Source organism: Desulfosporosinus sp., from assembly GCF_014237355.1.
Lineage (GTDB): Bacteria > Bacillota > Desulfitobacteriia > Desulfitobacteriales > Desulfitobacteriaceae > Desulfosporosinus.
In genome coordinates this window covers 24,430-38,656 of record NZ_JABZFS010000062.1, presented here as the reverse complement: position 1 = coordinate 38,656, position 14,227 = coordinate 24,430, and the positions used below count along the sequence as shown (strand labels likewise).

Below are 14,227 nucleotides of genomic sequence, written 5' to 3'. Positions count from 1 at the left end.
TGCGAGAAACAATTTCTAATTTTCAAACTCAATCTTAGTAAATGCCAGGGTCGCGATACTCACCATAAACTCCCCTGTAAACATCGCAGATTTCCTGAACAGTGGCATAGTTCTTAACCGCCTCAATACAATAAGGCATAACATTTTCGCCTTTCTTACAAGCCGCCTCGATGTCTTTAAGTGTTTCGGCCACTTTACGGTTGTCGCGCTTTCTCTTAACTTCAGCCAGACGATTGAGCTGTTCTGCTTCAACGGAGTCATCTATTTCTACTATCGGAATGTCAACCTGTTCATCTTCCTGAACATACTTGTTCACACCGATCATGACTTTTTCCTGAGCATCAATTTGCTTTTGGAATTTATAAGAAGCATCGGAAATTTCCAGCTGCGGGAAGCCCTTCTCGATAGCAGCAACCATACCGCCCATATCGTCGATCTTATGAATATATTCCCAAGCTTTTTCTTCCATTTCATTGGTCAGCGCTTCCACGAAATATGAACCGGCCAGCGGGTCAATAGTGCTGGCCACACCGGTTTCTTCAGCGATAATCTGCTGAGTCCGCAGGGCAATTTGCACTGCATGGTCTGAAGGCAGACACAGAACTTCGTCCAGCGAGTTGGTGTGCAGTGACTGGGTGCCGCCGAGAACACCGGCCAGAGCTTGAATAGCAGTCCGCACCACGTTATTGTAGGGCTGCTGGGCGGTAAGCGAACAACCGGCAGTCTGGGTATGGAATCTCATCCATAAGGAACGCGGGTCCTTGGCACCATAACGCTCACGCATTGCTTTAGCCCAGATCCGGCGAGCAGCTCTTAATTTAGCAATTTCTTCAAAGAAATCGATATGCGAGTTAAAGAAGAAGGATAACCTGGGCGCAAATTCATCAACCTGTAAACCTTTACGTCTGACCACGTCTTCTACATATTCCATTCCGTCTCTTAAAGTGAAGGCCAGTTCCTGTACAGCAGTTGACCCGGCTTCTCTGATGTGATAACCGCTGATACTGACGGTATTCCACTTGGGCACATATTTGGTACCAAACTCTATGGTATCGCTAATTAATTTTACTGACGGCTCGGGCGGGCACATAAAGGTTTTCTGAGCAATAAATTCTTTTAACATATCATTCTGAATGGTACCGCCGATTTTGTTCAGAGGAATTCCCTGTTCCTGGGCACAGGCAATATACATGGCCCATAATATAGTTGCAGGCGGGTTAATGGTCATAGAGGTGGTTATCTTATCCAGAGGAATCCCGCTGATCAGGTCTCTGAAATCATCGATGCTATCAATAGCCACCCCTACTTTTCCACACTCACCCCTGGCTTTGGGGGAATCAGTATCATAACCCATCAGGGTCGGGAAATCAAAGGCAGTACTCAGGCCGGTCTGGCCGGTGGCTAACAGGTATTTCCAGCGCTTATTGGTTTCAACAGCTGTACCCATACCGGAAAACATTCTGAAGGTCCAGTATTTTCCACGGTAACCGGAGGGCTGACAGCCTCTCAAATAGGGATATTGTCCCGGATAAGCTATATCCCGCTCAAAATCCATATCTTTAATGTCCTCGGGGCCATATATTCTCTTGATTCCCAAATCAGAAACGGTGGTCCAGCTTTCTTTTTGGTCAGGGTGTTTGGCCACTATTTTTTTAACTTCATCTTCCCATTTTTGTCTTAAGGCGCTCGACTTGTTTACTAAATCATCAGTAATCAAAGTTATTCCCTCCTCATGGTTCATTGTTTAATACTAGTACTCAATTCCTGCCCTATCTTTAATCCCCGCACTATAGTGATGTTTTATCTCAGTAACTTCACTTACCAAATCTGCTATCTCTCTCAACTTATCGGAAGCATAGCGGCCGCTTAACAATAAATCCAATTCTGCTGGCTTATTTTTAACCATCTCTAGCACTTCTTCCTCCGGAATAAGCTTAAAGTCCACGGCCACATTAATCTCATCCAGGATGACCATGTTATATTCCCTACTGGCAATGATCTCTTTAGCTTTTTCGAAACCTTGCTGGGCCATCTCCACGTCTACAGGCGCAGGATTGTTCCGCATGACAAAACTATCCAGTCCAAATTGATAGACATGCAAGTCCGGGAGGTACTTTTCCGCGGCAATCACCTCTCCATATTTACGTCCCTTCATAAGCTGAATAATGCATACCTTGTAGCCCTGTCCAATAGCCCGTAAGGCCTGGCCAAAGGATGATGTTGTCTTGCCCTTGCCGTTACCCGTAATTACCATCACCAAACCACGCTTGGCTATGCTCGCTGTGGACTGCATCACACTCAATGTATTCACCTCTTTCTTCGCTCTTCCCCGTCAAGTCAAAGGTCAACTTAAGGTAGGGGAGGTCCACTTATCAGTCTTTGTGTTGAAATCAATGCCCCTTGTTGATCGATGAAAATACTACATGTCTTGACACTCTATTCTAAATATACAGAATTATTATGCAATTGCCATGCCAAGTATCTTATCTGTATATTTAGAATCTTCTGCTTTAAGTCCAGTCAAGGATTAATCCACTTTAACCTTATCAAATCCCGAAAACACTAAGATTTATAGATGTATACTCTCATACACATTTTGACACATTAGAATACCTGATCTGCATTGGATTCTCGACTCTAGACTATGTAAACAAATCAATACGTGTATCCACTTGTTTACATGCGGATAGCTGTCTAGTTTTCCATTTTATAGAGTAGTTCCTACGGCTTGGTTATGTTAAACTATAGAACAAGTGAGTGTATCGTTTAAGCTCAAGCAGAAAGTAAAGGATTGTGATTATTATGTTTCGCTCAAAGATGTTCTTCGTTCTTGCATTATTTACCATCCTCCTTGCGGGGTGTACACCCTTAAAAACCTCCAATCAATCCTTACCCGAACAACCTAAAACAATCAACGCCTCTTACGTCTCTAGACCTATTAACGTCCCTTCGATTGTAGCTCAGGAAAAAAAGCTGTTCGAAAGCGAGTTTCAGAAAGATGGTATAGAATTCAAATGGCATGATATTTCTGTTCCAAGCAACCAACTTGAAGCGTTAGCTGCCAAATCACTTGATTTTGCCAATAGCCTTAACTATGTTTCGGCTATTTTAGCCAAAGCCAATGGTAATGACCTTAAAATCGTAGCCTCCTACTCCCGCTTTCCTAAAGGAATCAATCTGGTTGTTAAAACGGACGGATCAGTAAACACAGTGGCCGACCTCAAAGGAAAGAAAATTGCTTTGCAAAAGGGAACCATGCTCCATGAGATGTTAATCCGGGCTTTGGCAGACGTTCAACTAACGACTCAGGACCTTGAACTAATTAATATGGATTCAACGGCCGCGACAGCTGCTCTTGCTGCAGGACATGTTGATGCCACAATTCTCCCTGAACCACTGCTTTCCAAGGCCGTTGCTACTGGTAAGATTAAAAAACTGAATTCGGCGGAAGGATTAATTCCCGGTTTAGCCGTGATTGCCGTGCGCAGTGAATTTGCCCAAACTCAACCCGAGCTAGTAAAACGTTACCTAAACGTCCACAAGGCTTCCATTGACTGGAGCGAAGCCAACATAGAGGAAGCCTTAACCATGACCGCTCAGAAAAATCAAATGGACATCAAAGCAGTCAAGGCTCTTTATCCTATCTTTAACTTTGAGATGAATCTCGATGAGGTTAAGAGTGACTTGCTGAAATCTGCTTCCTTTTTGCAAAAAGAGGGCATGATCCGTTCCGACGTAGACATTAATAAGGTCATAAACGATTTAGTCGATCCAAGTTACTTACCTACAACGTAGGCAACCCAAGCACTATGTCATCCTGAAAGAGGTACGACTGAAGGATCTAGACCCTTCGCTGACGCTCAGGATGACAGGTATAATTTTTCGTTTATTGTGGCGCTGCAACGCGTGGGAATTCTGAACGAAGTGAAGAATCTTCCGGATGTACCATTTTTCATTACTATATATTGTGTCGCCTGTGATAGCGGCAAATGGAGGTTAATATGAAGGCTTCCGCAAATCACCAGCGAGAAATGCCGACAACTTTGACGGGAGCGTTTATACTGCCCACCGAAAAACAACTTTGTATTAAAATGTTGAAGGGGTTAGCTCTTCCCATATTGCTCTTAGTTCTCTGGGAGGTTCTTAGTCGTTTGGGCTATATAAATACCTACCTCCTACCCCCGCCCTCACAGATTTGGGATCGCCTTTTAACAGCTGCCGTTAACGGACAACTCGTAAGACACATTGGAGCCAGCCTGTACCGTGTGTTTTTCGGTTTCGGCCTGGCCCTGGCTCTGGCTCTTCCTTTAGGCTTCCTCCTTGGCCTATTGCCGGGCGTCCGCGGCTTTCTATCTCCCAGTTTAAGCTTTTTTCAACAAATACCTGCCATTGCATGGATTCCTATGTTCATCCTCTGGTTGGGCATTGACGAGGCCTCTAAGATTGCTATCATTGTTTATTCTGCCTTTTTTCCCATTTTTCTTAATACGTTCCTAGGCATCGCCAGTACCGATCCCAAGCTGAAGGAAGTTGCTTACACCTATGGTCTTTCTCACTGGGGTCTAATGAGACGAGTCTATCTTCCATCAGCTGCTCCTTCTGTGTTTGTCGGTATGAGGCTCGGTCTTAGCTTTTGTTGGCGTTCCTTAGTTGCAGCCGAATTACTGGGGGCTTCTAGGGGCATTGGCTATTTGATCCAGGAAGGCCGTGAAATGGCTCAGCCCGATTTAATGCTCGTAGGGGTATTCGTGATCGGCCTAATCGGTCTCTCCTTAGATTTCATCGTTACTCGTTTAGAAAAGAGATTCTTACCTTGGCAAGAAAAGGTAGACACTGAAGAGGTACAAAAATGGCAAATTTCCTAGAAATCAAAAATATCTCGAAATTCTTTACTATAGGTAAAGGGCAGGTTCTTGCTCTTGAGAATATTCACTTTGAGATGGCTTCGGGGGAGTTAATTTGCTTACTTGGCCCCAGTGGATGCGGAAAGACGACCCTACTTAGGATAATCGCTGGTTTAGAAAAACAGGCATCAGGCCAAATCCTGCTTCATGGCAAGGTAATAACTACTACTGGTCCAGAACGAGGTATGATTTTTCAAGAACCCCGCCTTTTTCCATGGTTGACCCTTGAAGAGAATGTTGGGTTTGGGATAAAGGGTCGGTATGAAAAAAAAAGACTGCAAAGGATTGTCGAAGAACTCCTTGAGATAGTCGGGTTAAGCAATTTTGCCAAAGCTTGGCCAAATCAACTATCTGGGGGCATGGCTCAAAGAGCAGCAATTGCACGGGCTTTGGCAGCTGATCCCTTAATTTTATTACTAGATGAGCCTTTCGCCGCTCTCGATGCACAAACCCGAACTAAATTACAGACTGATTTTCTAAACTTATGGAAATCCACGCATAAAACTTGCATTCATGTCACACATGACATCGACGAGGCCTTAATCCTTGGTCAAAGAATCATCGTCATGGAATCCTCACCGGGAAGAATTCGGGAAATTATCTCCGTCCCCTTTCCTTATCCTCGTTGCCCGGATGACCCTGACTTTCTTGCTTTGAAGAAAGAGTTGCGAGACTCGTTTATATCCACGATGTAAGTTCTCTTATTTTAGCTGAATTTTGTTATCACGAAGCAGAAAGGTTCTTCATCACTCCTTCAAATGTCTCTATTTCCTAAAAACTTGTTATACTTAAATATAACAAGTGCTCCAATCTTAACTATTGATCAAGTGAGGTGGAAATAATGGACAACCTGGATTTACCCCAATCAATCACGGTGGGACGCCTCCAAGAAGCTTTATCGTTACAGGCCATCGGCTCCAATAACACTTTAACCCAAAGTATCTCCCAGTTGTCCATTCAAACGATCCTCTTCTCAGGGATTAATACCTTCTCATTACCTCTTGTCGGTGAAACTATAATTCTGGAACCTACGGCAAACGGATCCATTTCTTTAACTGTCGAGGTTTCTAACCAAAAAATTACCTTATTTTTTTCCCAAGAGAACCCTTCTCCCTGGCCGATCATTTGTGATAAAGCATCGGATTGGTTGGAACGTGAACTGGGACGCGTCCTTATGACCAGTGAACGCTATACACAAATGATCGCTGAACATTTGACTCGTGGGAAGGGGTTTTCATTTCTAGCCAGCTTACAAGAAATTTTCGGGTGTGATATCTTCCTAATCAATAAGCAACTCGAAGTCCTCGGATGGGCTGGAGGAAAAACCGTCCCCTTAGTCCCCATCTCTTTCAAGCCTCCCCGCATATCACCCAACCTCCCTAAACCCTTCGCCCCACTCTATACAGGACAATGGGCTGATAAAAAGCTTCGTCCAGTTCCACTAACCTGGTGCCCTCTATCTGGGCCAAAAGGAGTCCTAGGCTTCTTAGGACTTGCGGAAGACATCCAGAATATAGGAAGTATCAAACAATTCTTTCTTCATAAGACAACCACTTTAATTTTACTCGAACTTGTTAAGACCCAAAGCATACAGGACAGCGAACGCCAACACCATCGAGATTTTCTCTTTGATTTGCTTTACAATAATTTTGATTCTCTAGAAGTGATCATTTCGCGGGGCAAGTTATGGGGATGGGACTTCTCTAAACCTCACTTTGTCGTGGTTGGCGAAATAACTGGCTATGATCCCGATTCCGCCGACCGCGAACGTTTCGAAGAATTATTGACTGAAATGACCACACTTTTGCATAAACGCCAACCTAAGACAATTTGTCTTGAACGCAATGGTCAGGTTGTTTTACTCTTTCCCCTCCAGGACATGCTTCCACAATCAGAATGGCACAGTAAAGCGCTCGGGCTGCTTGAGCCGATCCTGAAAATTATCAACTCCATCCCTGGCAAACAACCGTTTCAATATGGTCTTGGCAATCTTTATAATTCTGCGCGCTATCTACACCGGAGTTTTCAAGAAGCAAGGACAGCGCTCGAATTGGGAAAACTCTTTGATAAACCAGATCGCTTAATTCCTTTTTATGACCTTGGCATTATGCGATTATTACACCGTTTGGATCGCCAGGAATTAGAAGACTATCGTTCAGAAATTCTGGGTCCTCTACTTAAATTCGACAAAGAAAGTAATCTTTCTCTTGAAGAAACATTATTAGCCTATTTCTCGTGCAACACAGACTTGAATGCAGCGGGTGAGAAGCTTTATCTTCATCCCAACACCCTCCGCTATCGCCTTAAAAAAGCTTCTGAAATCCTAGACCGTGATCTATCCTCTCTGGAGAATCAGGTTAATCTTTTTCTCGCTCTTAAGATCGGTCGAATAAAATCATTATGGCCAGACTAGTTACTATCCCATTTTCGTGGTTCGAATATCCCAAACAAATTCCCTTCTCCCGGTGGAGAGGGGAATTTGTCTTTGTTTAGCCACGTAAGAAAAGAAGATGGAAGGCTACATCCCCCTTCACACCTTGTGGAGAGGGGCTTTTGTTTCTTTTTACAACGAATGCCCTTTCATTTCATTTTTTACTCTAAAGGAACAAAACTGAGAAAGCCGAATTATAGGCATGTAAAGTGAACATTGGTACAAGAATCTTGGCTAAAAGAAAGGAGGACTATATTAATGACCTTTTTCGAGGACTGCCCTCCCCAAGTTCTGAAAACTCATGGCGAACTACTACTCGCGCTTAGCCATCTCTTCGCCCAAGGAGGGGAAAACTTATCTCAAACCTTGAGTCCACTGGTTAAATCCTGTTCGGCCATAGCCGAACACTATAATACCTCTAGACTGCTTCAAGCCAACCAAATCTTAGCTCAATACTCTGAAACGAATGACGGAGAATATCTCGTTATGTGCTACGAGTTTAACCGCCTCTTCGTCGGTCCCAATGCTCCTGTTGCCCCCCCTTATGAGTCTGTGTATTTATCCTCCGACCATTTAGTGATGGGAGAACAAACCTTAGCTGTCCGCAAATTCTACCAGCGAGAAAATTTACAGACCATAGGGCAAAGGCATGAACCAGATGATTTTATCTCAACCGAACTCGAATTCGTTGCATACCTCTTGAGTCGGATTATTGAGACACAAGCTGCCAAGAACAGCGCTAAAATACAACTCTATAAAACCTTATACCAGGAGTTTTGGCAACAACACCTTGGCCTCTGGTTAAAAACATTTGCTCACACAGTTTCCCAGTCAGCCAAACATCCTCTCTTTTCTGCCTTAAGCGAGATTCTAGTTGCGCTCTCAACTCTTAACGCACCATTAAACACGAAGGAGGCCCCTTATGAAACTTACGCGCCGCAAATTTCTCGGAGGAGCAGCAGCCGTTGCTGCCTCTAGTATGACTCTTTTCAACTTTAATTTATTAACAAATTCCCCCTCTGCCTCTGCAGCGGATCAACCCTCTGAGGCTATAAAAACCTTCCGAAATGTCTGTCCTCGTAACTGTTATGATACCTGCGGGATGATTACCTATGTAGAAGACGGAGTCCTCAAAAAGGTTGAAGGAGACCCTAAACACGGCTATACCAACGGAAAGCTTTGCCTAAAAGGGTACTCTTATCCGCGCCGTGTCTATAGCCCGGATCGCATCAAATACCCCATGAAGCAATCCCCTCGTGGTTCCGGCAACTGGACCCGTATCAGTTGGGATGAAGCTATGGATACGATTGCCAAGAAAATCCTAGATTTGAAGAAGCGCTACGGTTCTACACTCCCGATCTGCTTAGATAAGTACTCCGGAAATTTTGGTATTGTTCACTATGGAATAGAGGGGACTATGTCAAGCATCGGCTACACAACCCGCGCCGTAGGAACACCCTGCTGGCCCGCCGGGATTGATGCTCAAACCTATGATTTTGGCACCCTTTATAGCAACGACCCCGAAGACATGGTTAATGCCAAGTATATTATTCTCTGGGGACAAAATGCCGCCTGGACAGCGATTCACAGTTTACCCTTCATCAACGAAGCTCGGGAACGCGGGGCTAAACTCGTGGTGATCGATCCTATCTTAACCTCCACTGCTTCAAAGGCCGATCTCTATATACAAATTAACCCCAGTACAGATGGTGCTCTCGCTTTGGGCATGGCTCGCTATATTATCGACAACAATTGGGTCGATTGGGAGTATGCCCGGGCCAACAGTCTCGGCTTTGATGAATGGGTCGAGTATGTCAAAAAGTCTATTACTCTAGACTGGGCTTCTGAAAAAACCGGCGTGCCTAAAGACATCATCATGGAAATTGCCCGCGAATACGCAACCGCTAAACCAGCCAGTATGTGGGTCGGTTACGGTATGCAGCGTCACACGAACGGCGGTCAGAACGTACGGATCATCGATGCCCTTGGAGTCATGACCGGCAATGTAGGAAAATCTGGTGGAGGAGTCAACTACGGTCACCTAGAAACCTGGGGCTTTAACTATAATGCGATGGTCAATGCCCCTCCCAAAGGGTCTAAAGGATTCATTGGTCCCGATGGCAAAGAAGGGGATCGTGCCATCAACATGAATAACTTTGCCCACGATGTCTCCGCCCAAAGCGACCCTCCAGTAAAAATGCTCTGGCTGGCGTGCCGGAATCCCGGAGCTCAAGATCCTGACACTAATGCCATTGAAAAAATGTTCTCCTCTATGGAATTTGTGGTTACTGTAGATTCCTTTTTCAATAAAACCGTCGAGATGTCTGATATTGTCTTGCCAGCAACCACCCATTTTGAGGACTGGGATGTCATGGCCAGCTATTGGCACTATTGGGTCGGCATCAACCAACGCGCTATTGACCCTCTGTATGAATGTAAAAGTGATGTTGAAATCGCTATAGAACTTTCTGAAAAAATGAATGCCCTAGAACCTGGATCTTGTACCTTCCCAACTTCGGGAACACCGGAAGAATGGTTAGCCAAAGAATTCAACCCCGGAATACATCAAATGCTCGGCATTAACGATTATAAAGAACTCATTGATGGGCCTCGTAAGGCAAAAATGCCTCCCGCTTCCTGGTCCGATGGGAATTTCCGCACACCTTCGAAGAAAATTGAAATCCATAGTGAACTTGCCGAGAAGAATGGACTGCCGGCGCTCCCAATCTGGGTTGATGAAATGAAAACCCCCGAGAAATATCCGATCCGCTTTATGACACCCCATCCGCAGTATGCTTTACACTCCCAGTTCCAAAACCTGGACTGGATGATGACTACTAACCCTGAGCCTAAGGTGGAGATTCATCCGAATCTAGCTGCCAAATACGGTATTACTGAGGGCACTATGGTTAAAATCTACAATGACCTGGGTTCAATTACGGTCAAAGCCCACCTAACCAGGACAACCTCAACAAATGTCATCGTCGCCTATGAGGCCTGGTATAAAAACTCTAATTTCAATGTTAATTACACCTTGAAAGCCATCCCCAGTGATATGGGAAAACAAGCGACTGGCAACGACGGGTTAGCCTTTCACGATAATTTCGTAATGATAGAAAAAGCATAAGGAGGAATCCCTTTGAGTAAACAGCTTGGCTTTTTACACAACTCAGAGAAATGTGTGGGCTGTCGGGGGTGTGAAATAGCCTGCAAAAACGAATATCAAATTGAAGCAACCCCCCAGTGGCGTAAAGTTTTCCAACTCCATGAAGACGACTTCTCCCTTCCTACCCGAATGTTCTTTTCGATGGCCTGCAACCACTGCGCTCACCCAGAATGCCTGCGCGTCTGCCCGGTAAAGGCCTACACCAAACGCGAGGATGGAATTGTGATCCATGATCCCAATCGTTGCATCGGCTGTCGCTTATGTACCATGGCCTGCCCGTATGATCGTCCCCAAATTAACCCTGCCAAAAAGAAAGTCGAGAAATGCAATTTATGTTACCAGCGAATTGACCAAGGTGAAAAACCAGCTTGCGTCACCGCCTGCATTCCGGGAGCCCTGGAACTGGTAGAAATCAATGATAGTCTCGATCAAAAAACCGGTATACTCAAAACCTTACCTGGGCTGCCAAGCCCGAAAATCACATCGCCGTCGATTCGTTTTATCGGACCGAAACAGGGCAAACAAATTAGGAGGGATTAAGATATGGGAGACTGGGAATGGCCCTTAATTCTGTTCACCGTTCTAGGACAAATCGCGATTGGGATAATTCTAATGCTCTGGTGGCTCGCCCGTAACCGCAATCTGAATATCCAATTATTCAAACGGGGGGTCCATGTTTCTGGGGGTCTCTTACTGATCGCTCTTTTGGCTTCACTTTTTCATCTGGGACATCCGGAAGCAGCTTACCGCGCTTTAGCCCACCTGGGTTCCTCTTGGTTAAGCCGCGAAATTCTCTTCTTCCTCCTCACGTTCTTGGCCTGGATCTATCTTTTTCGGCTGTCGAGACAACAAACAAGCAGCCACACCCTTGGGTCAGGCGCCTCAATCATTACGACTGCTGAAACTGCAGCTGGGGGACAACCAACTAGCAACCTCTCCCTCGGATTAGGGATCACTTCTCTACTAGGCCTGTTAGGTATTGCCAGCAGCGCCATGATTTATGTTCTACCCCGAGTTCCTGCTTGGAATAACGGCGGACCCGTTCTTTTCTTTTTACTCACCACTGGCTTGCTAGGAGCTCTTTGCACTTTAGTACTAGGAGGGAACTTACTTCAAACCGCTCAAAAGAAGCTTCTTCTTCAAGTGTCACTCGGGTGCACAATCTTCAGCCTCATCCTCTCTGTTATTTATGGTTCTATGCTCAGTGCAAGCATGGAAGGAGCCGCCTCCTTAAACTATCTTTTGAGCAGCCCTCTATTTTGGGTCCGTGCTCTAGTGAGTTGGTTGGCCCCACTCCTTCTGCTGGTTATCATCTTAAAAAGCCCTGACCTCGGCAAAAAAAATCTTATCCTGACCGTTACTCTCTTAGTAGGTTTAGGAGAAATCTTAGGTCGAGCACTTTTTTACCTTAGTGCAACAGGCATCCAAATTACAGCTTTGTTCTAAATGGTGATTCCTCCCACAAAAGCCCTGAAAGTTTGCAGCCTCAGCGCAAACTTTCAGGGCTCATTGTTAATAATGACTAAACTTGATTTTCACGCATACTTAAAGGTTTTTAGGTAAACTTAACGAATAATCTTCTAAAGACATTGAGTGGATCAGGGGGGTAAACTAATGGAATTTCATCAAAATATTTGCCCTCGCAACTGCTACGATACGTGCAGCATTATTAGCACTACCCACAATGGAGTGCTTATCTCTGTTGAAGGTAACCCCGCTCACGAATACACCTTGGGCAAACTCTGTCCTAAAGCTCTAGATGATGTGAAAAAGGTTTACAGTCCTCAGCGCATCCGTTACCCCATGCGCCAACAGGTTCGTTACAGTGGTTTTTGGGAGCGAATTTCATGGGATGAGGCATTAACCCTGATCGCTGAAAAAATCCTGAACCTCGAAGAGACGTATGGAACAACGTTGCCTCTTGCTCTGAATAAGTACTCTGGAAATTTTGGCATCTTACACAATGCCATGGAAGGCCTCTTCACGGGTATCGGGGCAACCACGAGAGCGATTGGATCCCCCTGTTGGTCAGCAGGGGTAGAAGCTCAAACCCTGGACTTTGGAACATTCTTTTGTTCTGATCCGTTGGATATGTCTAAAGCTAAGCTGATCTGGCTCTGGGGAGTAAACCCTGCCTGGACTGCTGTTCACCAGATGCCGATCATTTTCGATGCCATTGATCACGGGGCCAAGGTGGTTTGTTTCGATACCCACTTTAGCGCTACAGCCGCCCGAGCCCATCGATATGTAAAGGTTTGCCCAGGAACCGATGGACTTCTTGCTTTAGGGTTCGCCAAGGTTCTTCTAGAAGAAGGTCTTATAGACCCTAACCTGGGGTCTTATACCTTTGGGCACGAAGAATTCATCCACTATATTGAAACCGAAATATCTCTTGATCATTGTTCGGAAATCACAGGAGTTCCTATATCAACCATTCGCAACCTAGCCATAGAATACGGTCAAACTCATCCGGCTTGTATCTGGGCTGGTTTTGGCCTTCAGCGTTATACTAATGGGGGACAGACCCTGCGCGCTATTGATGCCTTAGGAGCACTTGCTGGACACCTTGGTGAAGAAGGAGGCGGCGTTCAATACGCTCAATTCGAGACCTGGCGTTTTTCCGGGGCAATACAGGATCCGTTCCATCCAATCAACAGTTCTTCCAACGCTGATCAAGCCTCTGTAGACAACCTAACTTTGAATCAAAAACAGACGGATCGACTTCTTAATATCAATCAGTTCGCGGAGGAGGCTTTCAATTGTACGGATCCACCCGTTAAAATGCTCTGGATTTCTGGGAGAAACCCTCTATCCCAAGATGGTAATCTGCAGCAATGGAAAAAACTGATCAGCCAACTGGACTTGATCGTCGTGAGTGATCTCTTCCATTCCAAATCCTCCGAAGCGGCCGATCTTTTTCTGCCGATCACGACCCATTATGAACATTGGGATTTAAATTCCAGTTATTGGCATTATTGGGTAGGAGTCAACGAACCCGCTATTCCTCCGGTCGGTGAATCTCGCTCTGATTTACAGATTGCCTGGGATGTTTCATCAAAATTAAATAAACTTAAACCCGGAAGCTGCGCATTTCCGATATCAGGCGATGAAAAGGAAACCCTTTTACGTGAACTCGGCCCCCCAATGTTAGATATTCTGGGTATAAAAAAAGCAGAAGACCTTCTAAATGGTCCGGTACGCGCAAAATATCCCAGAACAGCTTGGGAAAATCGGACCTTTGCAACTCCTTCCAGACGCTATGAATTTTTCTCATCCCGAGCTTCTGATGCCCATCTTTCACCCCTTCCAATCTTTATCCCCCCTCTTAACTCTTCGATTGATGCTCCATTGCGCCTTTTAACTCCACATCACCACTCTACTATTAACTCTCAAGTTTATGCCACTGGGACGGCCAATCCCGATTACGTCTTACATCTTGCGCCTGAACTTGCCCAGCGTTATGATTTAGCAGTCGGAGACCGAGCCCAAATTTGGAATGAATCAGGTCTATTAGAAGTAGTTATTCAACCAATATTAGGTATCTCGAATGATGTTGTCATTGTTTTTCAGGAGCAAGTCGAAGGGAATTCGCGGCTTAATTGTTTAATAGGAACACCTTTAACTGATATGGGGCAACTCACTCTTGGGGCTCGAGGATTTGCATTAAATGAAACCTTTGTAAATTTGCGGAAACTTTAGATATCGGCAACTTGCTTCAGGTGGAAT

The 14,227-nt window shown here is 45.1% G+C and carries 11 protein-coding genes; 9 read left to right on the top strand and 2 right to left on the bottom strand.

Translation table 11 applies throughout. The features are described 5' to 3' along the window. Positions 1-34 precede the first annotated feature (34 nt). Both HGJ98_RS13695 and HGJ98_RS13690 read right to left on the bottom strand, forming a co-directional pair. On the bottom strand, positions 35-1,717 hold the full coding sequence (locus HGJ98_RS13695; RefSeq protein WP_291351970.1) for a methylmalonyl-CoA mutase family protein: 1,683 nt from the start codon (positions 1,715-1,717) through the stop codon (positions 35-37). 33 nt (positions 1,718-1,750) lie between these two features. Beyond that, positions 1,751-2,302 carry a cob(I)yrinic acid a,c-diamide adenosyltransferase gene (locus HGJ98_RS13690; RefSeq protein ID WP_291351969.1) on the bottom strand — a complete coding sequence of 184 codons (552 nt, stop codon included), beginning with the start codon at positions 2,300-2,302 and terminating at the stop codon, positions 1,751-1,753. Between the two features lie 500 nt (positions 2,303-2,802). Between HGJ98_RS13690 and HGJ98_RS13685 the strand changes: the two genes are divergently transcribed. The 9 genes from HGJ98_RS13685 (at position 2,803) to HGJ98_RS13645 (ending at position 14,200) form a co-directional block, all read left to right on the top strand. Further along, positions 2,803-3,795, top strand: coding sequence for an ABC transporter substrate-binding protein (locus tag HGJ98_RS13685; RefSeq protein WP_291351968.1), 993 nt, complete (start codon positions 2,803-2,805; stop codon positions 3,793-3,795). 206 nt (positions 3,796-4,001) lie between these two features. Further along, entirely contained in the window at positions 4,002-4,865 is an 864-nt protein-coding gene (locus HGJ98_RS13680; RefSeq protein ID WP_291351967.1) for an ABC transporter permease, read from the top strand. After that, a complete protein-coding gene (locus HGJ98_RS13675; protein WP_291351966.1) occupies positions 4,850-5,599 on the top strand; it encodes an ABC transporter ATP-binding protein in 750 nt (249 codons plus the stop codon). The genes HGJ98_RS13680 and HGJ98_RS13675 overlap by 16 nt, the downstream gene beginning before the upstream one ends. Positions 5,600-5,745: 146 nt before the next feature. Beyond that, positions 5,746-7,317 carry a helix-turn-helix domain-containing protein gene (locus HGJ98_RS13670; protein ID WP_291351965.1) on the top strand — a complete coding sequence of 524 codons (1,572 nt, stop codon included), beginning with the start codon at positions 5,746-5,748 and terminating at the stop codon, positions 7,315-7,317. Positions 7,318-7,593: 276 nt separating this feature from the next. Next, entirely contained in the window at positions 7,594-8,313 is a 720-nt protein-coding gene (locus HGJ98_RS13665) for a molecular chaperone (protein WP_291351964.1), read from the top strand. Continuing rightward, positions 8,258-10,462 carry a molybdopterin-dependent oxidoreductase gene (locus HGJ98_RS13660; RefSeq protein ID WP_291351963.1) on the top strand — a complete coding sequence of 735 codons (2,205 nt, stop codon included), beginning with the start codon at positions 8,258-8,260 and terminating at the stop codon, positions 10,460-10,462. The genes HGJ98_RS13665 and HGJ98_RS13660 overlap by 56 nt, the downstream gene beginning before the upstream one ends. A 12-nt stretch (positions 10,463-10,474) precedes the next feature. Continuing rightward, positions 10,475-11,041: a 4Fe-4S dicluster domain-containing protein gene (locus HGJ98_RS13655; protein WP_291351962.1), complete on the top strand. Its 567-nt coding sequence runs from the start codon at positions 10,475-10,477 to the stop codon at positions 11,039-11,041. A 3-nt stretch (positions 11,042-11,044) separates the two neighbouring features. Continuing rightward, positions 11,045-11,947, top strand: a complete 903-nt coding sequence (locus tag HGJ98_RS13650; protein ID WP_291351961.1) for a DmsC/YnfH family molybdoenzyme membrane anchor subunit — start codon at positions 11,045-11,047, stop codon at positions 11,945-11,947. A gap of 168 nt (positions 11,948-12,115) precedes the next feature. Next, the gene (locus HGJ98_RS13645) at positions 12,116-14,200 is read left to right on the top strand and encodes a molybdopterin-dependent oxidoreductase (RefSeq protein ID WP_291351960.1); all 2,085 of its coding nucleotides are present in this window, start codon (positions 12,116-12,118) and stop codon (positions 14,198-14,200) included. Positions 14,201-14,227 lie beyond the last annotated feature (27 nt).